The sequence below is a fragment of the Bacillus sp. USDA818B3_A genome (assembly GCF_009928415.1).
Lineage (GTDB): Bacteria > Bacillota > Bacilli > Bacillales > Cytobacillaceae > Neobacillus.
The window spans coordinates 526,433-553,203 of sequence record NZ_JAABNN010000002.1 but is presented as its reverse complement, the minus strand read 5'-3'; the positions used below and the strand labels follow the sequence as shown (position 1 = coordinate 553,203).

The 26,771-nt window shown below is 39.3% G+C and carries 22 protein-coding genes and 1 pseudogene; 19 read left to right on the top strand and 4 right to left on the bottom strand.

Annotated features, from left to right (window positions below; genetic code table 11):
• Positions 1-56: 56 nt before the first annotated feature.
• From GXK58_RS05660 to GXK58_RS05650, 3 genes are all read left to right on the top strand, one after another.
• Positions 57-890 carry a sugar phosphate isomerase/epimerase family protein gene (locus GXK58_RS05660; RefSeq protein WP_160720662.1) on the top strand — a complete coding sequence of 278 codons (834 nt, stop codon included), beginning with the start codon at positions 57-59 and terminating at the stop codon, positions 888-890.
• A gap of 31 nt (positions 891-921) precedes the next feature.
• Positions 922-1,221 (top strand): putative quinol monooxygenase, encoded by a 300-nt coding sequence (locus GXK58_RS05655; RefSeq protein WP_160720660.1) that lies wholly within the window; start codon positions 922-924, stop codon positions 1,219-1,221.
• A gap of 427 nt (positions 1,222-1,648) precedes the next feature.
• The gene (locus GXK58_RS05650; RefSeq protein WP_202171295.1) at positions 1,649-2,896 is read left to right on the top strand and encodes an MFS transporter; all 1,248 of its coding nucleotides are present in this window, start codon (positions 1,649-1,651) and stop codon (positions 2,894-2,896) included.
• A 314-nt stretch (positions 2,897-3,210) separates the two neighbouring features.
• Here GXK58_RS05650 and GXK58_RS05645 read toward each other — a convergent pair.
• Positions 3,211-3,498: pseudogene (locus GXK58_RS05645) on the bottom strand (formate dehydrogenase accessory sulfurtransferase FdhD); the annotation flags it as partial.
• 205 nt (positions 3,499-3,703) lie between these two features.
• Here GXK58_RS05645 and GXK58_RS05640 point away from each other — a divergent pair.
• A complete protein-coding gene (locus tag GXK58_RS05640) occupies positions 3,704-3,904 on the top strand; it encodes a hypothetical protein (protein WP_160720657.1) in 201 nt (66 codons plus the stop codon).
• Positions 3,905-4,007: 103 nt separating this feature from the next.
• The gene (locus GXK58_RS05635) at positions 4,008-5,015 is read left to right on the top strand and encodes a LacI family DNA-binding transcriptional regulator (RefSeq protein WP_160720655.1); all 1,008 of its coding nucleotides are present in this window, start codon (positions 4,008-4,010) and stop codon (positions 5,013-5,015) included.
• Between the two features lie 409 nt (positions 5,016-5,424).
• Here GXK58_RS05635 and GXK58_RS05630 read toward each other — a convergent pair whose 3' ends face one another.
• The 3 genes from GXK58_RS05630 to GXK58_RS05620 all read right to left on the bottom strand — a co-directional run bounded on the left by GXK58_RS05630 (position 5,425) and on the right by GXK58_RS05620 (position 8,535).
• Positions 5,425-6,603: an NAD(P)/FAD-dependent oxidoreductase gene (locus tag GXK58_RS05630; RefSeq protein WP_160720654.1), complete on the bottom strand. Its 1,179-nt coding sequence runs from the start codon at positions 6,601-6,603 to the stop codon at positions 5,425-5,427.
• Between the two features lie 38 nt (positions 6,604-6,641).
• A complete protein-coding gene (locus GXK58_RS05625; RefSeq protein ID WP_160720653.1) occupies positions 6,642-7,082 on the bottom strand; it encodes a DUF1641 domain-containing protein in 441 nt (146 codons plus the stop codon).
• A gap of 280 nt (positions 7,083-7,362) precedes the next feature.
• Positions 7,363-8,535, bottom strand: a complete 1,173-nt coding sequence (locus GXK58_RS05620) for a M24 family metallopeptidase (protein WP_160720651.1) — start codon at positions 8,533-8,535, stop codon at positions 7,363-7,365.
• A 302-nt stretch (positions 8,536-8,837) separates the two neighbouring features.
• Here GXK58_RS05620 and GXK58_RS05615 point away from each other — a divergent pair, with 302 nt between their 5' ends.
• From GXK58_RS05615 to GXK58_RS05550, 14 genes are all read left to right on the top strand, one after another.
• On the top strand, positions 8,838-9,887 hold the full coding sequence (locus tag GXK58_RS05615; protein ID WP_160720650.1) for a LacI family DNA-binding transcriptional regulator: 1,050 nt from the start codon (positions 8,838-8,840) through the stop codon (positions 9,885-9,887).
• Positions 9,884-11,368 (top strand): sugar ABC transporter ATP-binding protein, encoded by a 1,485-nt coding sequence (locus GXK58_RS05610; RefSeq protein ID WP_160720649.1) that lies wholly within the window; start codon positions 9,884-9,886, stop codon positions 11,366-11,368. The genes GXK58_RS05615 and GXK58_RS05610 overlap by 4 nt, the downstream gene beginning before the upstream one ends.
• A 12-nt stretch (positions 11,369-11,380) precedes the next feature.
• Positions 11,381-12,370 carry an ABC transporter permease gene (locus GXK58_RS05605; RefSeq protein ID WP_160720647.1) on the top strand — a complete coding sequence of 330 codons (990 nt, stop codon included), beginning with the start codon at positions 11,381-11,383 and terminating at the stop codon, positions 12,368-12,370.
• Positions 12,371-12,478: 108 nt separating this feature from the next.
• Positions 12,479-13,570: a substrate-binding domain-containing protein gene (locus GXK58_RS05600; protein WP_160720646.1), complete on the top strand. Its 1,092-nt coding sequence runs from the start codon at positions 12,479-12,481 to the stop codon at positions 13,568-13,570.
• A 41-nt stretch (positions 13,571-13,611) separates the two neighbouring features.
• On the top strand, positions 13,612-15,102 hold the full coding sequence (locus GXK58_RS05595; RefSeq protein WP_160720644.1) for an aldehyde dehydrogenase family protein: 1,491 nt from the start codon (positions 13,612-13,614) through the stop codon (positions 15,100-15,102).
• 48 nt (positions 15,103-15,150) lie between these two features.
• Positions 15,151-16,365, top strand: a complete 1,215-nt coding sequence (locus tag GXK58_RS05590; protein ID WP_160720642.1) for an iron-containing alcohol dehydrogenase — start codon at positions 15,151-15,153, stop codon at positions 16,363-16,365.
• 66 nt (positions 16,366-16,431) lie between these two features.
• Positions 16,432-17,235: a 5-deoxy-glucuronate isomerase gene (gene iolB, locus GXK58_RS05585; protein ID WP_160720640.1), complete on the top strand. Its 804-nt coding sequence runs from the start codon at positions 16,432-16,434 to the stop codon at positions 17,233-17,235.
• A gap of 87 nt (positions 17,236-17,322) precedes the next feature.
• The gene (locus tag GXK58_RS05580; RefSeq protein ID WP_160720638.1) at positions 17,323-18,825 is read left to right on the top strand and encodes a UxaA family hydrolase; all 1,503 of its coding nucleotides are present in this window, start codon (positions 17,323-17,325) and stop codon (positions 18,823-18,825) included.
• 30 nt (positions 18,826-18,855) lie between these two features.
• The gene (locus GXK58_RS05575; protein ID WP_160720636.1) at positions 18,856-20,352 is read left to right on the top strand and encodes a tagaturonate reductase; all 1,497 of its coding nucleotides are present in this window, start codon (positions 18,856-18,858) and stop codon (positions 20,350-20,352) included.
• A gap of 9 nt (positions 20,353-20,361) precedes the next feature.
• Positions 20,362-21,063, top strand: coding sequence for a bifunctional 4-hydroxy-2-oxoglutarate aldolase/2-dehydro-3-deoxy-phosphogluconate aldolase (locus tag GXK58_RS05570; protein WP_160720634.1), 702 nt, complete (start codon positions 20,362-20,364; stop codon positions 21,061-21,063).
• 710 nt (positions 21,064-21,773) lie between these two features.
• Positions 21,774-22,778 (top strand): LacI family DNA-binding transcriptional regulator, encoded by a 1,005-nt coding sequence (locus tag GXK58_RS05565; protein ID WP_160720632.1) that lies wholly within the window; start codon positions 21,774-21,776, stop codon positions 22,776-22,778.
• A gap of 471 nt (positions 22,779-23,249) precedes the next feature.
• Complete coding sequence (locus tag GXK58_RS05560; RefSeq protein WP_160720631.1) at positions 23,250-24,428, top strand: Gfo/Idh/MocA family protein; 1,179 nt, start codon at positions 23,250-23,252, stop codon at positions 24,426-24,428.
• Positions 24,425-25,396, top strand: a complete 972-nt coding sequence (locus GXK58_RS05555) for a sugar phosphate isomerase/epimerase family protein (protein ID WP_160720629.1) — start codon at positions 24,425-24,427, stop codon at positions 25,394-25,396. Before GXK58_RS05560 ends, GXK58_RS05555 begins: the two co-directional genes overlap by 4 nt.
• Before the next feature lie 81 nt (positions 25,397-25,477).
• Positions 25,478-26,755 (top strand): MFS transporter, encoded by a 1,278-nt coding sequence (locus GXK58_RS05550; RefSeq protein WP_160720627.1) that lies wholly within the window; start codon positions 25,478-25,480, stop codon positions 26,753-26,755.
• Positions 26,756-26,771: the final 16 nt, after the last annotated feature.

The following is a 26,771-nucleotide window of genomic DNA, read 5'->3' as shown; positions in this document are numbered from 1 at the left end:
GTTCTCACGGGTTGCATGGGAACTCTGATTTTTTCATTATCTAAGAGGTGAATTCAATGTTCAAATATAGTACCACACAATGGATATTCGGAAATGAAAGTTTAGAAGATAGCTTAAAAAGGTTGAAGAAATATGGTTATCAAGGAGTCGAACTCGCTGGCGAGCCGTATACCATTGATATTGAGGAAACGAAAGAACTCTTAAAAAAGTATGAACTTGAATGCAGTTCTATTTGTGGAATTTTTACCCCTGAAAGGGATCTTTCCTCTTCAAACGACGAAATTAGAAAAAAGGCAGTCGAATATGTGAAAAGATCGGTTGATTTAGCGAAGACTTTACATGCATCAACCCTAATTGTCGTTCCTACTTGTGTTGGTAAACTTAGCCCAGAAACGACGCTTGAGGAAGAATGGAATAATGCCATTCAAAGTGTGAAAGAGGCGGGGCTGTATGCAAAGGAACAAGGAATCACCATAGCCATTGAAGCATTAAATCGTTATGAAACCTACTTAGTAAATAACCTCACCTTAGCCTTACGTTTTGTGGAGGAAGTGAATATAGAAGGTGTAGGGATTATGGCGGATCTGTTTCACATGAGCATTGAGGAACGAGATATGACGGATTCGATATTGAAGATTTCACGTTATCTTGCACATGTCCACATCGCTGATAATACAAGGGAAGCAGCGGGGCTAGGACAAACAGATTTTGGTCCAGTCATTTCCCTGCTTAAAGAATTAGGGTATAAGGGTTATATTACGATGGAGTTCCTACCTGCCGTGTCAAATCCTTATGTGGCTTCAGGGCTTCAAGGGGAAGCTAATGTTTTTGATGACTTCACAAAGCAGTCTATTAAACATATGAAGGAAATTGTTGGAGCGCTATCATAAAAGATATTAAGTATAAAAGGTGGATTTATAGATGATTATTATTCATGCGTACTTTAAAGTGGAACCTCAACAACGTCAAGTATTCCTGGATCAGGCAAACCTAGTAGCGGAACCATCTCAAGCCGAAGAAGGCAATATCAGCTATGAATATTTTGAAAATCCAAAACAGCTTAATACCTTTGTATTTATGGAAAAGTGGAAGGATCAAGCGGCGATTGGTGTTCACGAAGCGACTGCTCATTTTCAAAACTTCGTTAATATCGTCCCTGGACTATTAAGTGAACCAATCCAGGTACAACTTTTCGATGCAAGCGAAATAAAAGGTGCCTAATTCTTAGTAGCTGTCCTTGCGTTATTAGTAACGAAAGAAAATGTATTAGATAAATGGTAATTAAAATCACCAAAAATCTATTCAAGGTGCCGTAAAATAAACAACCAGCTGTAAAAATAAAGAGGCTCGATTTCTAGAGCCTCTTTTACTGTAAAAAGCTCCTCAAATAAAGCAGTCTGAGTGTACCTTTGGTCAAAAATGGATTACTTAGAATGCTATTTATAATGAAAAGGGACGTACCAGAATGGGAAAGTCTTGACATGGTGTTGTCCTTACAGGTAGTGGAAACACCAGATTTAGGACCTAACAAAGTTTTTGTGAGCGAACCAGGTTCTCATAGCAATTGTAGGCTCTTTTGTTCAGTAGTTGACGAGAAATTTTAATAACTTTATTAATAGTAATAACTATAGAGAAGGTTGTGATAAATTTGATTAAATCAAAATGGATAAGAATTGCCCTCCCGTTTATGATTGGATTGTTTATTGCTTACTTGGACAGGTCTAATTTATCTGTAGGGATAGAGGGAATGTCTAAAGAACTTGGTTTCTCCGGAACTGACTTTTCAGTTACATCCAGCTGGGCATTAAGCGCTTTTTTAATTGGTTATGGCTTGGCAAACTTTTTTGGCGGTATTTTGACCTATAGGATGAATCCTAAAACGGTTGTAATTTTCGTATATGCATTATGGTCACTTGCTACACTTTTAACCGGTTGGGTGAATTCAGTAGGGCTTTTAATCTTCTTCCGCCTTATTCTAGGAATTGGGGAGGGTATTTATTGGCCTCAACAATCTCGATTTGCGCAAGCGTGGTTTACAAAAAAAGAACTAACCGTAGCTAATACTATTATTCAGCATTATGGTCAATTTTTAGCCCTTGGTTTAGGTTTTTTGATACTTATACCTATAAATGAAAATTTGGGTTGGAAACCACTTTTTATTATTCTAGGAGCCGCAGGTTTGGTTATTGTAGTGCCTCTTTATTTATGGCTGCTTAAAAAAGAACCTGACGGAATGGAAACCAAGCCCAAAGAGGAACAAAGTTTGAAAGAAAAGTTGACCTTTCATTCTTTAGGTGGTTCGCGCTTTCTATTGTTGATAGGTGCTCACTTAGGTCAAAATATGCTTTTTTGGGGAATTACTCTTTGGATCCCACTCGCTGTCAAATCCCTTGGTTTTACTGGACTGACACAGGGATTCCTCAGTGGATTGCCTTACTTGGCTGCCGTGATTTTAACGATTCCGATGTCCATGATTAGTGATCGAACAGGAAAACGTGTCTTAATTGCAACTGTTGGTTTAGTATTTGCAGGTATCTTATTAGTTTTCCTTCCGGTGGTTGATAGCCCTGTTGGAAAAATAGCTCTCATTACGCTCTCCTTAGGAACACTCATTAGCACTTACACAGCAAATTTTTGGGCGATCATTCAATCGAGTGTGTCTCCAAGCTCTGTTGGTCCAGCTATCGGAATTGTTAACGGAATAGGAGTTGGATTCGGTGGAACCATTTCAAGCTTTATTGTCGGTCTTTTATTAGAACATACTGGATCTTACATTCCTGGCTTTACAGTTATCAGCTTCATAGCAATTATTGGTGGGTTCATACTGTACCTCTATGGACGAACTCTTGGTCCAAAAAATTCAGGGATGAAACCTGAAGGGCAGGTTGTATCATAAAATGAAGTTTCCTATTTAATAGTGTCAGGGCGTGCGGTTTTAGATTGATTAAAAATCATCACAATATACAATTTGGACTGAGGGTCTACTAATTTTAAAGTGCAAAGGCTTTAAGGATTTAATCCCTAGAGCTTTTTTATCATATTAACAAAAATATATATCTTTTTAACTTCCATATAAGTATCTTTTGCATGGAAGTGAAAGATGAATTTTTCACTTCAATGCTTCTTCATTGCTTCCACAAGATCCATTCCTTGCCAAACTAAGTGGCTTGGATCTAAGTTACAATAATTTCCCCTGTGTGTATGATTTTCTCAAGATGTTCGACTAATGGCATCAATACTCAAAATTCTATCCTGATGGGTGTAAACATTTAATCCGTTTCCACGCATAAACCCTATTGCCGTTATCTCAAGCTCCTCAGCAAAACCGGGAGCCAGATCGGTCAGAGCAAATTTCGAAAGAATAATTCCAACTCCAATCTTGGCACCCTTAAGCAGCACCTCTGAGGGGATTCTACCGCTAAAAGCAATAAGCTTATCTTTCAAGTAAATCAGGTTTATAAGGCAGTTTGGATACAATTTATCAAAGGCATTATACCGGCAATTTCCATCTTTAACAAATGTCTTCTCCATTTCCGCGATAACAAAGATATTGGGAACAATTCCTCACCACCACCAACAACAGTTTTAACTGGATATGAAAGTTCTCTGACATATTTTGGTGCTTGCATCTAATATATTTTATTCAGATTTTTTATCCTGAAAAACGCTTCGCAGCAAATCGATTCAGGTTTTCGGAGAAAAAATGAAGGAACAAGGTATCGATGCTCTTTTCGTTTATAGTGATGAATATCATCCTGGGTATTCTTTTTATTTTACAAACTTTCGTACGATCAATTGTATCGAGGAATCCGCACACGCGCTGTTTTTCCTATTAGAAGATGAAATCCAAGCATATTTCATAAAAGAGTATTTAGAAAGGTTTATTCAATATATTTTCAGATAATTTCAAAAATATTTTTTGAAACAAGTGTTGACGCCATGACAGTGTAAATGTTAATTTAATTTTGTAACTGTTTGAGAGCGTTCACATAAAAAGGATGATATAAATGGGAAAAAAGCTAACAATTATGGATATTGCACAAATGGCAGGTGTATCTCGCCAGACGGTTTCCAGAGTATTAAATAATAAACCTGAGGTGAATGAAGCCACTCGGAAACAAGTACAGCGACTTATTGAGAAGCATGGATTTCGGCCGAGTCTTCAAGCAAGAAGTATGGTTACAAGAAAAACGAATATGATCGCTTTGTTACTGCCTGATATTGCAAATCCATTCTTTGCGGAAGTTTTACGCGGTATTGAGCGTACTCTTCGAGAAAATAACTTAAATGTCTTTCTTATGACGACAGAAGAAGATGTTGAACAAGAAAATGCGTTTATTCAACTTTCAAAGAATTACAATGTGGATGGAATGATCTTATGCAGTCCAAGACTTGACGATGCGAATCTAAGGAAATTGATACCTGAAATATCACCTGTTGTTTTGCTGAATCGTGATCTTGATGTAGATGGAACTGCTTGTGTTGTGGTTGATGCCACACATGGCGGGTATGTCGCAACTAAATACTTAATTGAACAAGGACATTCCAAAATTGGAATAATTGTGGGTCCCTCGCGAGCTTACAGTAGTAATCAAAGATTGGAAGGATATAAGAAGGCTCTGAAGGACTTTGGTATTCCTTTAGAAAAAGATTTAATCATGCAAGTAGAAGTAGACAACAACGATGTCCATAAAATGACTGAGAAATTGATAAATAAAAACGTTACTTCAATTACAACTTTTAACGATTTAGCGGCTGCACATGTTATCCAAGCATGTACAGATTTGAACTTGAAAGTGCCTGAAGATATATCAATAATCGGTTTTGATGGAATAGCTATATCAATGTTTACAAATCCAACTTTAACAACAATGTCCTTACCGCTTTTTGAAATGGGCGAAACAATTGCAAATACTTTGGTGAAAATGATAAAAGGAAATGAACCCTTTGAAAGACTAACAATGGTATATCCCATCTTAAAGAAGGGAAATTCAACTAAATCGATTAGTCTCTAATTGAAAATATCCAAGTGGGTTCTGTCGTGGGAAGAAAGTTAAAAGCCATTACTCGGTGTTATGGAAATACTAGGAATCAGTAAACTTTTCTCTGATATTGGTGATCATTAAATGAAGCTTTTTTGCTGAAATCAGAATTGGGATGCTAGTTTGATTTACTAGTTTAAGATTTCAGCATAAGCTTTAAAGAGAGAGTAAAGATTTTATTTGGAGAATGGAGCATGAAAGGATGTTACATCGTAAAAGTACAAAATCCCACATACCTCTATCGTAACATCAGGTTTTCAGAGGCTCCATCCCAATTCGACTTACCACGAAAACAAAGAAAATTTTTCTTAGGTCAAAATTATTGACGCGTCAATAGACATACCAATGAAAAAGGTGTTTTGTTTTTAATTTCTGTAATTAATCAATAAGCCAAACTAAATAGACCTTTGATATGAGAAAGATAACGAACATTACCGGCTTCCTTCATTAATATTGCAGGTAAACCTTTCAGCTTGATTTTGTTTTCCCCGATTGTACCAATTGCATCTTTTCGGCCAAGACTACCCAGTGTACCAGAGAATACCGGTACAAACTTTTCCATTGTTCCTCCTTTAATAGCTGCGGAGATATTAAATCCGATTGCTTCTCCCATTTGCCATGCCAGTTGTGCTGTAGGTGGATAAGGGCGTCCTTCAGGCCCCATAACAACTGCACTATCACCGGCTACAAACACGTCTTTATGTGATAAGGATTGTAGAAATTCGTTCACCATAGCACGACCGCGATTCACTTCAATTCCTGAATTGGCCACAACAGCATTACCCTGGACACCACCTGTCCATACCATTGTGTTTGTTTCAATGAGTTGACCATCCTTCAAATAGACTATAGCTTGTTCCATTTGTGTAACAGGCGTACCAGTTATGAACTCTACACCGCGTGCGGATAAGCTTGTTTCGGCGCGTTCTACCAATTCAGCTGGGAATCCAGGCAAAATAGTCGGGGCGGCCTCTACACAATAAAGAGAAATATCTTTACTATCGACGGCGTACTTTCGGCACAATTCTGGCAGTAGATCAGCAATTTCACCAACAAGTTCAATACCAGTCAGACCGCCGCCTCCAACTACGAAAGTGGCATCACTTTTGTTGTGTGTTTTACTATATTCGTAGATACGGGTATCAATGTGGTTACGTAGATGATTTGCATCATCCACTGACTTAAGAATAAAGCTATGTTCTTGTAAACCTGGTATACCAAAGTAAGCTGTTTCGCTACCTAAAGCGACAACGAGGTAATCATAACTGATACTTGTTCCATCCCCAAGTGTAATCTGGTTATGATTCGGGGAAATCTTTTCGACATTCGCAATTTTTAATTCAATATCTTTGCCTTTTAATAGCTTTTCTAATGGTAGGGCAATTGCCTTTTCGGACAAATTACCCGCTGCTAAACGGTGTAGTTCTGTAATGATTTGATGGGTAGGAAATCGGTTCACGAGCGTAATTGAAGCCTCATTTATTCCTAAAGTTTGACGGACAGTTAATGCACTTAGTAACCCACCGTAGCCGCCGCCTAAGATGATAATGTTTTTCTTCATAATCAATCCTCCGTTAAACCTAATCAAAACATATGTTTTTACTTCTGTTTTTCAGTCAGGATATTTAAATAAGCCTGTCCAAAGCGCAACATTTTCTGTACTTGTGGGTCCTTGAGCATTTTTATCAAACCAAATACACCTATTGTCGCTTCCGTGTTATCATCTGCGCGGTCATTTGCTTCAATAGCCGCCGCAGCATATTGCTTCATTTTAACTTCTACCGGTTTTACGAATGCCTGGATACCTGTTACGAAATCATCAACCAACAGGCGATCAGTAATGATGGACTGTGCAACATCATAGGTTTTTGTGAGAGCATTAACCATCTCTGTTAGTTTCGGCAAGTTTTCTACGAGAATGGTCAGAGATTGCTGTACATCAGGCTTCAGCAGTTGATCAAGCAAATCTATTTGCTCTTCCATGGATCTGGCTTTTACAGCTTCCTCAGCATGGGGGGATGTAACCGTTAAACCTGGCATACTATAAACCTCCTTATATTTGATAGTTAAATTAAGGAAAAAAGCAGCCGAGTTCTTTTGAAAGAGTGCTTGCTGCTTTTTTCTTATTTCAGAAGTTCCTCTATATTTTGTTCACTTACAGGTTAGTGGTGGTCTAATTTTAAATGAATGATTGCTCATCAATGTCAGACATAACTATTGTTTGGAAATGGACTCTATACTCATAAGTTTAATGAAGTATAGTCTACCAAATTTATGTAACAACCAATAGAAAGTCCACAATTTAATAAATTCAATAACTTTATTTAAAGTTAGATTCGTATTTAGCTCTCATTCCTCTGAGATCATTCACAGGCTCTGCACCATTTTCAGTAATAATTACGGTAGGCTCAACTCTGACACCGCCAAAAGGAAATCCATGAAGGTCGAATTTAATTCCAAAACACATATTCGGTTCGAAAACGAAATCGCTGTTAGGTCCTAAGTCTGGTGTTTCTACTACTTCTAGACCAACTCCATGGCCGATTGCTCTCATTCCTTTTGTATATGGTAGGAAGTATTCTGCTAAACCAGCGTTTTCACAGATGCGAAGTGTTTCCTGGAACAATTGTTTACCAGTCATTCCCGGCTTAATGAACTCAACCATACGTTGATTTGTATCATAGGCGAAATCCATGATTCTTATTTGTTCAGCAGTAGCACCCTCCATAGCGACTGCAATACCAGTATCGGAACAGTATCCTTCAACCATAGGATTAAAATCAAACCATACATAATCCCCACGTTCAATTTTACGCTCCATTGGTCTCCAAGTAGGTAGGTTAGTATGGTCAGGACCTGAAACTACTAAGTAAGCGGAACCAATTTCACCGCCGCGGGAACGTGTTACATATTCACCGATTGCAGATAGTTCGATCTCTGTTCTTCCGATTTCCAGTTTCTCAAGCGCAGCTAGAATGCTGTCATCAGCTAATTTTCCTGCTTTACGAATTAAATCCAATTCTGCCTTACTCTTGTATAATCTTTCCTGTACCACAACATTAGCCGCATCTACAATCTTAATGCCTTCGTTTACGAACGCTTTTTCCATCTCACGATATAAAGAGATTGGGAATAATTCTTCACCAACGACTCCTACTGTCTTAACTTCATATGGAAGCTCACTCACATATTTAGGTAAAAGCGCTTCCATTTCATAGATATTATTAACATTTTTAATCCAAGAGAAACGTTTTGCAGCGAAACGGTTTAGGTTTCCTAAGAATGCTTGGATTTCACCTTCTAAAGGAATGAAAAGGGCATGTGCAGATTCTTCAATACAGTTAATGGTACGGAAACCTGTATAATAGAAAGAATAACCTGGGTGGTATTCATCACTATATACGAAGAGAACGTCGATCCCCTGCTTCTTCATTTGTTCCCTTGTACGTGCTAACCTTGTTTCAAATTCTGTTGTTAGTACTCCAACTGTCATCACTAATTCCTCCATTCATTTTGTCCACTAAGACGAAAATTGTATTTAATAGATGATTCACTCATATGTGAGCGTTCACAATTTAACCTTATTTGATTTACCAGGGTAAAGTCAACATGTTTTTTAAAAATTTATAAAAAAATAAATATTCAAAAATTAATATTGACACTTCAAAAGGTTTAGTGTTAATTTTATTGCATACCCTATGTGAACGCTCACAACAATCGATATCTTTAATTCTGTTTTTAAAGGTTATTTTGATTGAAATTTTTGATAACGCTCACATAAAAGGAATTGATAATATGGGAAAGAAATTAACGATTAATGACATTGCAAGGATCGCTGGTGTTTCACGACAAACAATTTCTAGGGTTTTAAACAATAAACCGGAGGTGAACGAATCTACAAGAAAACATGTTCAGCGAATTATAGAGAAACATGGTTTTCGACCCAGCCTTCAAGCAAGAAGCATGGTAACAAGGCAAACTAATATGGTAGCTGTGTTACTTCCTGATATTGCTAATCCGTTCTTCGGAGAAATAGTACGCGGTATCGAGCGAACACTTCGAGCAAATAACCTGAATGTTTTCCTAATGACAACAGAAGAGGATGCTGGACTAGAAAACTCATATATCCAGCTATCGCAAAACTACAATGTTGATGGAATGATTCTTTGCAGTCCGAGACTCGACGAACCGAACCTTAGAAGGATAATCCCCAAGATATCACCGGTTGTACTTTTAAACCGTGAAGTTGACACAGATGGAGTGGCTTGTGTTTTTGTAGATGCGTATTATGGAGGATATACTTCAGCCAAGTTTTTGATAGAACAAGGTCACACAAAAATCGGGATTATTGTCGGTCCACCACGTGCGTACAGTAGTATGCAGAGATTAGAAGGTTATAAGAAGGCTTTGCAGGATTTTAATATTCCATTAGAAGGGGATTTAATCAAGCAGGTAGAGGCTGATAACAAAGGTGTCCATCAAATTGCCGAGCAGCTGATCAAGAAACAGGTGACAGCCATTACAACCTATAACGATTTGGCGGCAGCGCATGTGCTCCAAACATGTACCGATTTAAATCTAAAGGTACCTGATGACATGTCCGTTATCGGTTTTGATGGAATTGAGATGACACATTTTATGAACCCCACTTTAACTACCATGTCCTTACCGCTATTTGAAATGGGTCAGACAATCGCGAATATCTTAATCAAAATGATTAAAGGAAATGAAACATTCGATAAGATTACGACGGTATATCCGATCTTAAAGGAAGGAAGGTCTACAACACCCTTTAAGGTTCTTGGAAAAAAACTTAGAGCAGGTAAAAAGGGGGAATTAACATGACAGGCTCTCATCAGGTGCTTTTAGAAATGCGCGGTATAGGAAAAAATTTTCCTGGTGTAAAAGCATTGAGTAATGTTGACTTTTCGATTCGAAAAGGCGAAATAGTCGCTCTTTGCGGGGAAAATGGTGCTGGTAAATCTACGATGATGAAGATCTTATCGGGTATTTATAAGCCGGATGCGGGAGAAATAGTCTTTGAAGGTGAAACTGTTCACATCACAAAACCAGACGTAGCCCAAAAACTTGGTATCGCGATTATTCATCAGGAGTTAAGTTTAGTCCCTGAATTAACGGTTGCTGAAAATATTTTCATTGGAGATTATCCGCAAAAGTTTCCTAGTGTAGTAGATTGGCGCAAGATGAGGAAAAACGCTGAAACTGTTCTAGAAGAAATGGGTTTTAAAATGGATGTAGACCAGCGCGTTGGAGATCTTGGAATTGCTAAACAACAAATTGTGGAAATAGCCAAGGCTCTCCATAAAAAGGCAAAAGTGGTCATTTTAGATGAACCAACTGCCCCGCTTGCCAATCAGGATGTTGATCGGCTTATTGATTTAGTACTTAAATTGCGTAATGAAGGTCTTGGGATTGTATACATATCACATCGACTTCCAGAAGTTTTTCAAATCTCAGACCGGGTAACCGTTCTCAAGGATGGTCAGGTTGTTTCCACGAAAGATACTAAAGATTTAGATCGTGACCAATTAATAAAATTAATGGTTGGTCGTGATGTTTTAAAAATGCGGATGGGATCCATCACCAACAAGAAAAGCAAAGTTTTATCGGTCAATAATTTATATACTCCTAAACTCCTGAATGATATAAATTTTGAATTGTTCGAAGGTGAAGTTTTAGGAATTGCAGGACTGGTCGGAAGTGGAAGGACAGAATTGGTCAGGGCCATTTTTGGGGCAGACCCCTGTACCGCAAAGATGGAGTTATTTGGTAAACCATATGATGTAAAGTCTCCCCGTGATGCCATAAGGCATGGGATTGCGTTATTACCGGAAGACCGCAAACACCAGGGGTTGGTATTAGGAATGTCTGCCCTAGAGAATATGACAATTTCTGGTTTAGATAATATTTCGAGATTTGGAGTAGTAAACCGAAGCAAAGAGCAAGTAGATGGAAATACGTTAGTTAAAAAACTTAAAGTCCGTGTAAGCGGTTTAGATCAGGAAACTAGAACGCTGAGTGGTGGGAATCAGCAAAAATTGATTATTGCTCGCTGGTTATTTAAGAACGTTAAGATTCTCATTTTTGATGAACCAACACGTGGAATTGACGTGGGGGCGAAAGCTGAAATTTATAACCTAATCAATCAATTTGTTAAGGAGGGAGGTTCTGTAATAGTTATTTCCTCTGAATTACCTGAAGTTCTCATGTGTGACCGGGTGTTAGTTATGGCAGGTGGAAGAATAGTAAAGGAGATTGCACACGAAGAATGCTCTGAAGAAAATGTAATCCAATATATGTTATAAGGGGTGAATGGATTGAAAGTAAATTATGAAACATTAAGTGCGCCGTCCTTTAAACCAAAATATTCATTTTTGAAAGTGCTTATAAAAAATTACTTATTCATTTTTCTGTGTTTACTTGTTATCTTCTGCTCGTTTTTATCGGATAAGTTCTTATCATTCGATAATTTGAGTAACATTCTTCTTCAGAATTCAGTTATTTCTATTTTGGCATTAGGACAATTGATGGTAGTAATAACCGGAGGAATTGACCTCTCAGTGGGTTCAGTCGCAGCTTTAGCAAGCGTGTTATCAGCCTCATTTCTAGGAGCGGGGTTTGATCCTATATTAACGATCATTTTAGTAATGGCACTAATGGCAATTGCAGGATTAGGAAATGGTCTAGCTGTAACTTATGGTAAAATAACTCCTTTTGTTGTCACACTTGCAACGTTAACGATTTATAGAGGATTGGCTTATATTTTCCAGGTGGGATCTTTGGTTACGATTGAAGACAACACATTTCTCGCTATTTTGGCTGGTAAGACAGAAATTGGAGGAATTTACACTCCTATTATCATTCTCTTTTTAACCCTAGGTTTATTTATCTTCATACTGAGGATGACGACATTTGGAAGAAGGTTATATGCAATTGGTGGAAATTCAGAGGCAGCAAGATTGGCCGGGGCACCGATCAACCGAGATATTATTATAGCTTATGCCATAAGTGGTGCATTAGCAGGGCTTGGTGGATTGATGATGACAGCAAGATTAAGTACAGGGAGTGCCTTATATGGACAAGGGGCTGAACTTGACGCTATCGCTGCTGTTGTGGTAGGGGGAGCTTCACTTATAGGCGGTAAGGGCTTTGCTCTAAATGCAGTTCTAGGAGCTTTTTTAATCGGGATTATTCGAAATATACTGAACCTTACTGGTGTTGCGTCATACCCTCAAATGGTGATTCAAGGGTTAATTATTCTAGTAGCAGTTTTACTAACAACAATGGCTGCAAGGAAGAAGTCCTAAAAGATTACCTTATCACTCTATGAGTTTTTTCTTACTCAGAATGATAGATGTATAGTATTTGTTAATTCTTGTTATTACTACTTCTAAATGTGTGGGGTGAGGAACTATATGAAAATTAGAACAATTTCTGGAATGAAAATCACGGCACTGTCTCTTTTGTTAATCGTTTTTCTTCTTACAGGTTGTGTCCCGATGAATGGATCTACCACTACTGTTGGAAAGCCGCAAGAAACTACTAAGAATACGAACCAAGAATCACAAAAAATTGAGCCCGCAAGAAAGAAAAATGGCGATAAAATTGTAATCGGTTTCTCCCAAAGGCGGGTAGCCGGAAGTGATTGGTATACAAACCTAATTAGAGGAGCCGAAGCGGAAGCAAAAAGACAGGATGTAAAGTTAGTTGTATTAGATGCCCAAGGTGATGTAGCCAAACAAGTATCTGGTGTTGAAGATTTAATTTCACAAAGTGTCGATGCAGTTATCATGAACCCTCAAGATCCTTCAGGTGTAATACCTGCAACGAATAAGTTAGCACAAAACAAGATTCCATTAATCGCGGTTAACAGTAACGTTGACTCTAAAGCCAATCCTGTATCCTTTGTTTCAGATGATCCGAGAGATACTGGATATAAAGCAGGATGGGAACTAGCTAAAGCTACTTCAGAAAAATATGGCGATAAAGTAATAAAAGCGGCCATGATTAGTGGATATCCCAAAGAATTGGTATCCCAATATCGTCGAAATGGTTTGATATCAGGTTGGACAGATTTCATGTTAGAAAAATACGGGAAGTCAAACTTGGAGTTAGTTGCAGAACGTTTTGGTAACTGGGTACCTGATAAGGCTCTTCCGGAAATGCAAGACATCGCAACATCCCATCCTGATTTACAGGTAGTATTTTGTATGAGTGATGTTATGTTGCCTGGTATTTTTACAGCTTTGAAAAATACGGGTCTGAGCGATAAAGTGCTTATTGGATCTATCGATGGTACAAAGGACGCGATTAAAAAAGTTTTAAATCCAAAATCAGGTTTAGTTGTAACAGTTAGTAATGATCCTAGGGTACAGGGAGCTGATGCTGTAAAAATGGCCATTCAGGTGGTACAAGGAAAACAAGTTCCTTCCCTTCATTATATTGCAAATCCGGTTATTAATCGGGGGAATGCGGAGAAAATGTATGATCCAAATTCCTCTTATTAAAATATATAATTCTTCAATTTTAGAGAAAGAAGGGTGATTTTATGACAACAAAACAATTAGTGAAAAGTTATCAGTTATTCATTAATGGAGAATGGTCCAACTCTGCTAACGGGGATACTTTCGTTAGAAGGAATCCGGCAAATGGTGAGATTGTAGCTGAATTAGCAAAAGCTGGAGTTGAGGATGCAAAGCTGGCGATTTCAGCAGCACGCAAGGCATTCGATAAAGGCGAATGGCCGAGGATGTCTGGCCGTGAGCGGTCAGCTCTTCTATATAGCGCCTACTTAAAAATCGTAGAAAAGACAGACGAAATCGCTGAACTTCTAAGTAAAGAAATGGGTAAACCATTATCAGAAGCCAAGGGGGAGGTTGGTGCAGCTGCCAATATCTTAAACTACTATGCAGGATTGGCAAGATCTATTTATGGACAGACTTCGAACCAAGTCCAAGACGGCTTGCTTGGTTTGACACTGCGGATTCCGGTTGGTGTTGTTGGGATTATTACACCATGGAATTTTCCTTTAGGCACTCTAATGCAAAAACTGCCTGCAGCACTAGCTGCTGGTTGCACAGTAGTCATTAAGCCTGCAAGCGCAACCCCTGTTACGACTGTAGAGTTCGCAAAAATCTTTGATGAAGTTGGCTTTCCTAAAGGTGTGGTAAACGTGATCACAGGACCAGGCGGTGCAGCGGGTCAAGAGCTTGCGACCAATCCCGATGTTGATAAAATTGCGTTCACCGGTTCCACAGAAATTGGGCAGGAACTAATGAAATTATCGTCAGATACATTGAAAAAACTTTCCATGGAGTTAGGCGGAAAGTCTCCTAATATCGTTTTTGCGGATGCAGATTTAGATGATGCTCTAGATGGTGCACTGTTTGGTAGTTTCTTCAATCAAGGTGAGGTGTGTACCTCTGGATCTCGATTATTAGTCCAGGATGAAATATACGATGAGTTTGTTGGCAGATTGGTTGCTAGAGCAAGCAAAATTAAAGTTGGAAATCCTTTGGATGCTGATACCGAAATGGGGGCTCTTATAACAGAATCACATTTAAACACTGTTCTTGGGTATGTTGAAAAAGGAATTTCCGAAGGAGCTAAGTTACTTACTGGTGGTAAACGTTTGACTGGTGGTATTTATGATCAAGGGTTCTTCATGGCCCCAACTATTTTTGGAGATGTATCCCCTGATATGACAATTGCAAGGGAAGAAATTTTTGGTCCTGTGCTGTCAGTCATTCGCTTTAAGGACTTCGAAGATGCGATGCAAATTGCGAACGATTCAATCTTTGGTCTTGCTGGAGCAGTTTGGACTAAGGATATCGATAAAGCATTACTTGCAGCTCAAACAATTAAAGCAGGCACGCTATGGGTTAATCACTACATGGAAGCCCACTCTGAACTACCGTTTGGCGGATTTAAGCAAAGTGGCTTTGGAAAAGAGCTTGGTACACTTGGCTTAGATGGATTCTCTGAAGTGAAGACAGTGCAAATTCATGTCGGCAAAAGAAATAAATTCTATAAATGGTAAAACAAACAAACCATAAAAAAACAATAACTTATTAAGGAGAGGTTCATTATGTTAGAAAATTCTCAATTTCTTTGCTCTACTAAAATCGTTTTTGGTAAAAATGCTTCATTACAGGCTGGAGAAGTATTAGCTTCAAGAAATTACAAGAAGGTCATGGTCGTTACAGATATGGGAATTATCAGAGCTGGTTTATTAAAAGGAATTCTTGAGTCCTTAACTAGTAATAATATCGAATACGTTATCTTTGACGAAGTTCCACCAAACCCGCCATCTGCAACAGTAGTAAAAGGTGTGGAGATTTTCCGCTCTAACGGATGTGACTCCTTCATTGCTGTTGGCGGAGGCAGTGCAATGGACGCTTGTAAAACTATCAGCATGATGACGGTTAACGAAGGTGATATCAACGAGTATGATATCGGCGGAAAAGAGTTCACTAAAAAAGGTCCAGATGTCATTACAATTCCTACTACTTCTGGTACAGGAAGCGAAGTTACTCAATGGGCCGTTATTACCAATGAAGCTAAAAATTGGAAGTCAAGTATTGGCAGTCCTTTAATGGCACCAGTAGTTGCTTTGGTGGATCCAGTGATGACTCTTGGTTTACCACCAGCCATTACTGCTGCTACTGGAATAGATGCTCTTACACATGCAATCGAAGCCTATACTACTAGAGATGCTCTAAATGGTGCTTCACCGTTCGCTGATATTCTTAATCTTGAAGCAGTGCGCTTAATTGGTGCGAACCTTCGCGAAGCCTATGCTCGTGGTGAAAACTATGAAGCTAGAGAAAAGGTAATGCTGGGCAGCACAATGGCAGGAGTTGGATTCCCACAAGTTGGACTAGGTAATGCTCATGCGCTGGCGCATCCACTAGGCGGGCATTATGATATCCCTCATGGTGTTGCAAATGCGATCTTGTTACCGTATGTCATGAAGTTTAATTTAATTGCTTGTCCTGGCCGCTTCGCGGACATTGCAGTGGCATTGGGTGAAAACATTGACGGATTATCTCCAATGGAAGCTGCAGAGAAAGCAGTTGTAGCGGTACAAAGATTGGTGAAGGATACAAATATTCCATCCCTAAGATCATTTAACATTAAAGATTCTGACTGGAGCATTTTAGCGGAAGATGCGTCTAAGGATATGAACAGTCAAACAAACCCAAGAAAAACAAGCTATCAAGATCTTCTAAACCTATTCCTTGAAGCAAATAATGATGGCGTTACAGAAGAACAGAAATCTCCTGTCGCTCAAACTGTATAATAATACCAAACACGGTTTGGTCATTTACTCGGCAGCAAGTAGGATAAGCGGAAGGAGAACTGATTGATGGAACGTTTTTATAAAGCGAAAGAAATTGAAGGCTACCAAGATATCTTCCAGGAAGATAGCCCGCTTTTAAAATATTTAGCCTTCGGAAAAATAGTGTTAAAAGCAGGTCAGGAATACACAAGTGGAACGAACGATTTTGAAACCGCCCTTGTTCTTTTAAAGGGTACTGCCACCATATCTTGTGAAAGTCAGACATGGGAGGAGTTAGGCGGACGCGAGAATGTTTTCAGCGGCAAAGCAACAACTGCCTATATCCCTTGTCATTCAGAGTATGTAATCAAAGCAGAAACGGATTTGGATGTTGCTGTTTGTAAAGTTAAGGCAGAAGAAAAATTCGAGCCTTTTATCGTCAGACCAGAAGATGTTGCTATCCATCAGCGTGGAAAAAACAATTGGAAACGCGAAGTTCACGACATTATCGCTGATAATGCAGATGGCAGAGTCCATCGGATGATTTTAGGCGAAACGTTCAATCATGCAGGGGAATGGTCCAGTTATCCACCTCACAAGCATGATGGCGAGCATTATCCTGAGGAGCCCAACCTGGAGGAAATCTATCATTATCAAGCGAATCCTGAACAAGGATTCGGCGTGCAGCTTCATTACACAAAAGATGGCAGCATTGATGATGCATATATCATTCGTAATGGAGACAGCTTTGCGATTGACAAAGGGTATCATCCTGTAAATGCTGCAGGCGGCTACCAGGTTTACTATCTGTGGTTCATGGCCGGGGAGGAAGGAAGATCCTTGAGGCCATATGATGACCCGGATCACAAATGGGTTCATGCTCTAAATTAAATATTTAGGAAATTAGACAATAGACATAGCTAGACTTATCCGGCTATGTCTATTGTTTGTCCAAATTCTATTGAAAAGGGTGTAATCATGAAAGATAAAGCTACTTATCTACTTATTCATCCAGATGATTCGGTGTGTGTCGCTTTACGCGATTTACCTGCAGGTGAAGAAATAATAATCAATAGTAAAAAGATTACCTTGAAAACAGACGTTTCTTTTGGTCATAAGATTGCCATCAAAAAAATTCGGATTACGGATAATATCCTGAAGTTTGGATACCCCATTGGCTCGGCCAAATCAGATATTGAGGAAGGAGAATGGGTTCATACCCATAATGTTCAAACCAATTTAGGCGAGAAATTAGATTATCAATACAATCAGAGATCAAGCGAAGAAGTCAAAGTGCTGGCTTCAGACTGCACCTTTAAGGGATATGTGCGAAATAACGGCGAGGTAGGCATTCGCAATGAAATTTGGATAATCAATACAGTAGGCTGCATTAACAAAACAGCTGAGCTTCTCGCGAAAATGGGTACTGAAACCCATAAAGACCGTGACATTGACGGAGTGTTTCATTTTCCTCATCCGTTCGGCTGTTCCCAGCTTGGAGATGACTTGGTCAATACACAAAAAATACTGGCCAATCTTGTAAATCATCCGAATGCTGCGGGAATTCTCGTATTAGGCCTTGGATGCGAAAATAATTATGTGGAACTATTTAAACAGTCCATTGGTGAATATGAGAGTGAACGTGTAAAATTTTTAGAAGTCCAAAAAGCGGGCGACGAATTGGAAGAAGGACTGACTCTTATTAGTGAATTGGTCGATTATGCGGAAGGATTTAAACGCCAGCCGGTTCCAGTTTATAAGCTTAAGGTAGGTCTAAAGTGCGGAGGATCAGACGGTTTTTCAGGGATAACCGGTAATCCGCTTGTCGGGGCTTTTTCTGATCTTCTAGTGGAACGAGGGGGAACCACGATCATGACGGAAGTTCCTGAGATGTTTGGGGCAGAAACTATACTCATGAACCGGGCTGCGAATGAAGATGTATTTTTGAAAACAGTGGATTTAGTTAATGACTTTAAGGAATATTTCATCCGCCATGACCAGGTGATTTACGAGAACCCATCTCCAGGAAATAAATCAGGCGGTATTACAACCTTGGAGGAAAAATCGCTAGGCTGTGTTCAAAAAGGCGGATTTAGTGAAGTAGTGGATGTTTTACCTTATGGAGAACGGGTTACCAAAACAGGATTGAATCTGGTGGAAGGACCTGGGAATGATTTGGTATCTGTTACGGCATTAGCAGCATCTGGGGCCCATATCGTATTGTTTACTACGGGCAGAGGGACTCCCTTTGGCGGTCCGGTCCCAACTGTAAAAATTTCTACCAATACTGCACTTTTCGAGAAAAAGAAAAATTGGATTGACTATAATGCTGGGCAGCTTATTGAGGGCACGGATATGGTTAGCCTGAAACATGATTTCTTTGAATATATGGTTAAGCTGGCTTCTGGTGATACCCGAACCAAAAATGAGCAGTATGGGTTTAAGGAAATTGCCATCTTCAAAGATGGTGTCATACTCTAAGTTAAAAGATTTGGGGGAGAGTGTTTTCTCATGAAAAGACTAAGTAAACAATGGTTTACTGAACAAAAACACATGGATCAATTACCAGAACGTATCATTCAGTTTGGGGAAGGGAATTTCTTGCGTGGTTTTATCGACTGGATGGTCCACAAAATGAACAAACAAGGTTTGTTTAACGGGAAAATAGTTGCCATTCAACCAACTCCACACGGGAAAGTGGTACCGAAGCTGAATGATCAAGATGCTCTGTATACGGTAGCACTTAGGGGAATGGAAAACGGAGAAATTATCGATAAAGTTGAAGTAGTTTCTTCTATTAGTAGAGGGATCAACCCTTATAACGATTGGCAGGAAGTATTGAAGGTAGCTGAAAATAAGGATATCCGTTTCGTTTTTTCCAATACTACCGAAGCAGGCTTAAGCTATTCCGCAGAGGAATACAATTCAGAAAAATCACCGCTTTCGTTTCCAGGAAAATTGACAGCTTTTCTCTACCATCGTTACCAGGTAATGAATGGTGCAGCAGAGGCAGGACTTGTGATATTACCTTGTGAATTACTAGAAGATAATGGGAATCTATTAAAAGAAATTGTCCTCCGCATAGCGAACGATTGGAAGCTGCCAGATTCATTCATTGATTGGGTTCAAGCAAGTAATAAATTTTGTAATACACTTGTCGATCGCATCGTTACAGGTTATCCCAAAAATGATATTGATGAATATCGAACTAGATTAGGATATGAAGATGAATTGATTACGGTAGGTGAGCCTTATCATTTGTTTGCAATTGAAGCCGATGAAGAGACGGCTGATGCCATACCTTTTCACAAGGCTGGATTGAATGTGTTCTGGTCAGATGTAAGACCTTTCCGTGATATCAAGGTTAGGATCTTAAATGGCGCACATACGATGATGTTTGCGGCAGGATATCTATCTGGAAAAAAGACGGTGCTCGAGACAATGGAGGATGAACTGTTGCAAGAATACGTCGGACGTGGGATTTATTCGGAAATTCTTCCGGTAATCAAGATGAATGAGTTTCAAACAAAAGCGTTTGCGGATTCGGTTATCGAGCGTTTCTCCAACCCGTTTAATCAGCATTTTCTTAGTGATATCGGTTTAAATGCGTTATTTAAATATAAGAGCAGACTTCTTCCTACACTGGAGGATTGGACGAACCAAAAGAATAAACTGCCTGATATTGTATCGTTCTCGCTTGCGGCTTTATTCGCCTATTACCAGCCAGAACGAATGCAGGGCAGCAGCCGGATCATTCGTGATCAACCAGAAGTGATTGAATTGTTTATGGAATGCTGGAGCATGCTGAACAATGAAAACGTATGTCTAGAAAATATGGTAAAGACGATCTTATCGAGTAAGTCTTTATGGGAAAGAGATTTAAATGAAATTAATGATTTACCTGAAACAGTATGCGGTTTCCTGACTACGATTTTGGAGTCAGGAATGGAAAACGCTATAGATACGCTTATTTCATCTACTAAAATGGCACAAGAAATTTTACCATAGGAGGCCGCCATGCAGTCAAAGGTAAGATTAATAGAAAAATTAGTGGATTGTGGTGTTATTGCGGTCATTCGTGGCATCCCAGAAGAGAAAATAATGGAGGTCGCACAAAGTCTAATCGCGGGCGGAGTAACAGCACTGGAAGTGACCGTAGATACTCCTGAATCCTTTAGATCTATTAATAGACTCTCAAATCTTTTTAAAGACCGGGCCATCATAGGTGCAGGTTCGGTGCAATATAAAGAGGGAGCAAGACTAGCCATCGAATCGGGAGCGGAATTTGTTCTAAGTACGAATCTTCATAAGGATGTAATCCATACGACATTGAAGTATGGCAAAGTTGCAATACCAAGGGTTATGAAGATGACAGAAATGGTCAGTGCCATCGAATCGGGAGCGGATCTTGTCAAAGTGTTCCCGGCAGCAGGGTTAGGGTTGGAATATATTAAAGATGTAACAGAATTCTTTTCTCATGTCCCTATTATTTCAGCTGGAGGTATTCATCTGGACAATGTCGCTTCATTTATTGAATCAGGTGTGTCCGCAGTAGGAATTGGCGGGAATCTTGTAGACTGTAAAGCCATTGCAGCTTCTGACTTTATGAAAATTATGCGTACAGCAAAGGAGTATGTTTCAATTATCCAGAATGTGAGGGCAAATATATATAATGTAGATGGAAAACCATTATTTCCACTTGGTAGAACACTGCTCTAATGGGTGATAGTCAAACGTTCTGGTGTATAGGGCAAAAGGGGACGATATCTTTGTTCTGTTAAATACTAGTTGGAGAGGAGATAAGTATATGATTTTAAAAGAATTAACCAAAAATCGTTTAAACACCATTAATTATTATAAGGACGGATTGTTACAAACATGTAAGGGCCATGTAAGGTCGCTATGCGTAAAGCCCGAGAAAAGGGATTGACGGTGTCCTTCGACCCGAACTTGCGTCGGAAGATTTGGACGGAACTGGAGGCAAGGGAGACCCTATTGTCACTCGTCCCTTTATGCGAGGGATTATCATCCTTTTCCTTTCGATCCTCATTGCAATCAATGCGATTGAACATTTAGAAGAAGGGGCATTTATTATCCGTTACATATTGCGGTTTTTGTGTGTGAGTATCCCTGTCATTCTTTTTTTGGTTGATTTGATTCGGAAACGATTAAGTTAGCAACAAACTGATATCATAACTAAAAACCGAACAAGTAAAAATCATGCCTTCCTTCGCGATTTTTTTATATAATGCAGATGTTTATGTGGTGCAAGCCCAATTTTTATAGACTGATGTACATTTAATTTCAGGTTGTTGGAGAAAAATATTTTTAAAAGATACCGTTTTATGGCTGATTTACGAAAATTATTGTAATTCTCAATGTAATCGATTACAATAAATGTAAACGAACACTGAAGGGGAAAGTTATACATGGTCAGAATTGCGGATGTTGCAAAAATGGCAAATGTTTCAACAGCCACAGTATCCCGAGTCATAAGTAATGCAGGGACTGTAAAAAAAGAAACAGCTGAAAAAGTTTTAGAAGCCATAAAAAAATTAAATTACCACCCTAATATGCTGGCAAGACAATTGAGAAGATCTGAAACCAAAACAATTCTTGTGGTGGTTCCTGATATAACCAATACTTTCTTTTCTGCGGTGCTGCGCGGAATTGAATCCGTTGCCATCGAAAACGGATATCAAGTACTTCTAGGAGATGCACGAAACGAGGTCGAAAGCGAAACTAGTTTTTTAACGATTTTAGGACAGAAAAAAGCCGATGGGTTGATATTATTAACCGCAAGGACCGATCAAAAAATATTAGAGGAATTATCCCAGGATTACCCTGTAGTATTGGCCTGTGAATACTATGAGGGTTCCAAGCTGCCTACGGTCTCCATTGATAATGTTAGCAGTGCAAGAAAGGCAACCGAATATTTAATTAGCTTAAACCACAAGAGAATTGGACATATTTCCGGACCCTTGAATATTGTTGTTGGACGTGATCGATGTAGGGGGTTTCATCAAGCAATGGCGCAACACGGCCTGTCTGTGGATCCAAGTTTGGTACAGGAAGGCGAATTCTCTTTTGAAAGTGGATTTAATTTAATGTTGAAATTTTTATCACTAGAGAATCCTCCTACAGCCCTTTTTGCGGGTAATGATGAAATGGCTATGGGTGCCATAAAAGCCGCTAAATCTAAAGGTTTAAGAGTTCCAGAAGATTTATCTGTTGTTGGCTTTGATGATATTCAATTTGCATCAATTTTTGAACCTGCTCTAACAACCGTGGCACAACCAACGTTTGATATGGGTCAAAAAGCGATGCGTTTACTGTTAAAATTAATTAAAGATGAAGAAATAGAGAAAGATCAATTTATTCTTCCTGATAAACTCATTGTCCGTGAATCATGCAAAGAACTTATAGAAGAGTAGTTTAGCGTATTCCTGTTAGAATTAAAAATAATGAAAAACAAAAGGGGAGTGAACTTAACAATAGTTCACTCCCTTTTAGTCATTATTAGGGGAACATAATTCTATTGGTTCAAGAACAGTTTTTATCATTCTGAATAAAAAAGAACCGAAGAAGTTTTAAAAAAATATTGAATTCTATACTGTAATCGATTACAATAAGGGTGTCGAAAGAAAGAGTAAAATATTTTAATGCAAAGTGAGAAGGTATTTTATTCTGAAAGATTATTTCTTAATTTAAAAAATGAATAAATTCATATTTTTTTCGACTAAAATGTAATCCATTACATTTTATGAAGTTTGAAGGTTAAGGTAAATTATTTATTTACTAGGACTAAACACATTTTTTTTGCGAGGTAGTGTAATCGATTACACTGTATGACTTCTACTCATTCTTAGGTGAATCGAAAAGTTCGATTGGAGGACGGAAAACAAATGGAAAAAATAAAAGTAGGAATCATCGGGACAGGTTTCATTGGCCCGACACATATCGAAGCAATCAGAAGACTTGGATTCGTGGAAGTCGTAGCATTAGCAGAGACGAGTCAAGAACAAGCGGAAAGAAAGGCAGCTGAACTTGGAATACCAAAAGCCTATGGCGATTACAGCGAAATGCTTCGTGATAGCGAAATTCAAGTTGTTCATAACTGTACGCCAAACCATGTGCATTTCGCGATCAATAAAGAAATTATTTTAGCAGGTAAACATGTGATCTCAGAGAAACCGCTTGCGATGAATAGTGAAGAATCAGCGGAATTGCTGGCATTGGCTCAAAAACAGGGTGTTGTACATGGTGTGAACTTTAATTACAGACAGCATGCGAGTGTGCAAAACCTGCGAGCTAAAATTGCTAACGGTGACCTTGGGAAAGTGAATTTGGTTCACGGAAGCTATTTGCAGGATTGGTTACTATATCAAACTGATTTTAACTGGCGTTTAGCACCGGAAGTCGGCGGAAAATCACGTGCGGTGGCAGATATCGGTTCCCATTGGTGTGACACCGTTCAATTTGTTACCGGTAAAAAGATTGTTGAAGTATTTGCTGATTTAGCAACGGTCATTCCAGTTAGAAAGAAAGCAATTGGAAGTGTGGCCACTTTCAGCACACAAGGTACTGAAGATGTAGAATATGAAGATGTTTCAATCAATACAGAAGACTATGCATCCGTACTAGTTCGTTTCGAAGATGGATCAAGAGGAGTCTTCACTGTTTCACAAGTAAGTGCAGGCCGAAAAAATCGACTAAGCTTTGAAATCGATGGCAGTGAGAGCTCTGCTTACTGGAATCAGGAAGAGCCTGAAAAACTATGGATGGGGCACAGGGATAAGCCGAATGAAATCCTTCTAGCCGATCCGGCAATGTTCGCACCTGAAGCAAGATCAGCCATCCATCATCCAGGAGGACATAACGAAGGCTGGCCGGATGCACTGAAAAATATGATGTTAAATTATTATGCCTTTATACGTGATCGCAAAGATCCTTTAAAGGATCAAGCTAATTTTGCTACATTCGAGGACGGTCATATTTCAATGGCTATTACCGATGCCATTTTAGAAAGCCATGAACAGCAAAAATGGGTCAAGGTTAAGGTGGAAAAGGAGGTTTTAGTATGAAACTAGGTGTGTTTACAGTTCTATATCAAAATCTTCCATTCGAAGGGATGCTAGATAAATTAGCTGAAATGGGCGTTGAGGCGGTTGAGTTAGGGACCGGAAACTATCCGGGAAATAGTCATTGTAATCCGGAAGAATTGTTAGGGAATCCGGATAAAATCAGATCGTTCAAACGGGCGATTGAAAGCAGGGGATTAATCATCAGCGGACTAAGCTGTCATGGGAACCCGCTTCATCCAAATGTAAAGGCTGCCAAGGACGCCCATGACGTTTGGAGAAAAACGGTCTTACTGGCTGAGCAGTTGGAGGTACCGGTTATCAATGGATTTGCCGGATGTCCAGGAGATCATCCGGGTGCCAAGTTTCCGAACTGGGTGACATGCTCTTGGCCTCCTGAATATACAGAAGTTTTAGAATGGCAATGGAATGATGTGGTTATCCCGTATTGGAAAGAAGAAGCAAAGTTCGCGGAAAAGCATGGGATTCACCAAATCGCTTTCGAAATGCATCCAGGCTTTGTTGTCTATAATCCGGAAACATTACTAAAACTAAGGGAACATGCAGGACTGAACATCGGAGCTAACTTTGACCCAAGCCATTTGGTGTGGCAAGGAATTGATCCAGTTGAGGCCATTAAAAAATTAGGCCGTGAAAATGCGATCTTCCATTTCCATGCAAAAGATACCTATTTAGACCAAGCCAATATCAAGGTGAATGGTGTTCTCGATACGAAGCATTACAGTCAAGTATTGGATCGTTCATGGACCTTCCGCTCAGTTGGCTATGGCCATAACGAAAAAATGTGGAAAGATATGATCAGTACACTTCGTGCGGTAGGGTATGATTACGTAGTTTCCATTGAACATGAAGATATGTTGGCGTCTATCGATGAAGGCTTAATGAAAGCAATCACACTGTTAAAAGGGACGTTGTTTAAAGAGCAAGTATCGGAAATGTGGTGGGCTTAGGGATTGCACAGGGACGGTTCGCGTGTTTCCAAAGCATGAGAACCAACCCATCCATCCAATTAATAAAAATGGGGTGTTAAAATGAAAACGTTTGTAGGTCAAGAACGTACTTTAGGCGGTCTTCCAATGGGAGTGGTTTGGGGGTTTGTAGCAACGTTAATTTTTATGGCTGGTGACGGTCTTGAGCATGCATGGTTGTCTCCCTATCTGATTGAAAAGGGATTGACCGTTCAACAATCAGCCACTCTTTTTGCGGTTTATGGAGCAATCTTAGCTATCGCATCTTATTTTTCTGGTGTACTCACCGAGATGTGGGGACCAAGGAAGGTAATGGTCATCGGTCTTGTTACTTGGTTAATCGGTCAGGTACTATTCATTGAATATGGTTTAAAGTTAAACAATTACGCTATTATGCTCCCGACTTATGGGATTCGTGGTTTAGGTTATCCTTTGTTCTGCTACTCTTTCTTAGTGTGGGTTACTTATCGCAGTCCAGAGCGGATTCTGGCAACAGCTATAGGATTGTTCTGGGCAGCGTGGAGCGGCGGACTTTATGTTGTAGGAAGTTATTTCCCGGCTTACATGCTTCCGAAGATCGGATATATCGGGTTATTGTGGAGTGCTGTAGCTTGGGTGTTAGTCGGAGGAATTGTCGGTCTTATTGTAGTAAAAGGTGATGTAAAAAAGGAACAAAAGGGAGATCCAAAGGAAAAGCTAAAGAGCTTAATGAGTGGATTTACCATTTGTGTCGAACAGCCGAAAGTGGCGATCGGCGGCGTGGTTCGGATTATCAATTCAACAGGGATCGGTTCATTGCCAATCTTTTTCCCAATGTACTTGAAGTCCAATTACGGATTCACAACTGAACAGTTTTTACAAATGTGGGGAACCATGTGGTTTGCAAATATAATCTTTAACCTAATCATTCCTTACATCAGTGATAAATGGTTAGGCTGGCAAAAAACGATTCAATGGCTTGGCAGCTTCGGTATGGGCGTAATGTTACTCGTCTTGCTTTACACACCTGAAGTATTTGGCAACAGTTTCTTGGCTTTAAATATTGCGGGCATTTTTATGGGGATTGTTCTTTGTGGTTTCGTTCCGCTTTCAGCATTGGTAGCATCACTTGCTCCTGAGAAAAAAGGATCAGCGATGGCGATTGTAAGCTTTGGTGCAGGAATGTCTTACTTTATCGCACCTGCAATTGTTGGGCTTTTTATCGGACTTATTGGTGCAAAAGGGGTTATCTGGATTTTCGCAGGTACGTATTTCCTTGGTGCTTATTTAATGAAGTTTATGAAGCTTCCTTCCGAAGAAAATAATAAAAAAGAAATCTTATTAGAAAAACACGCAGGTTAGTTTTTTAGAAATGCCA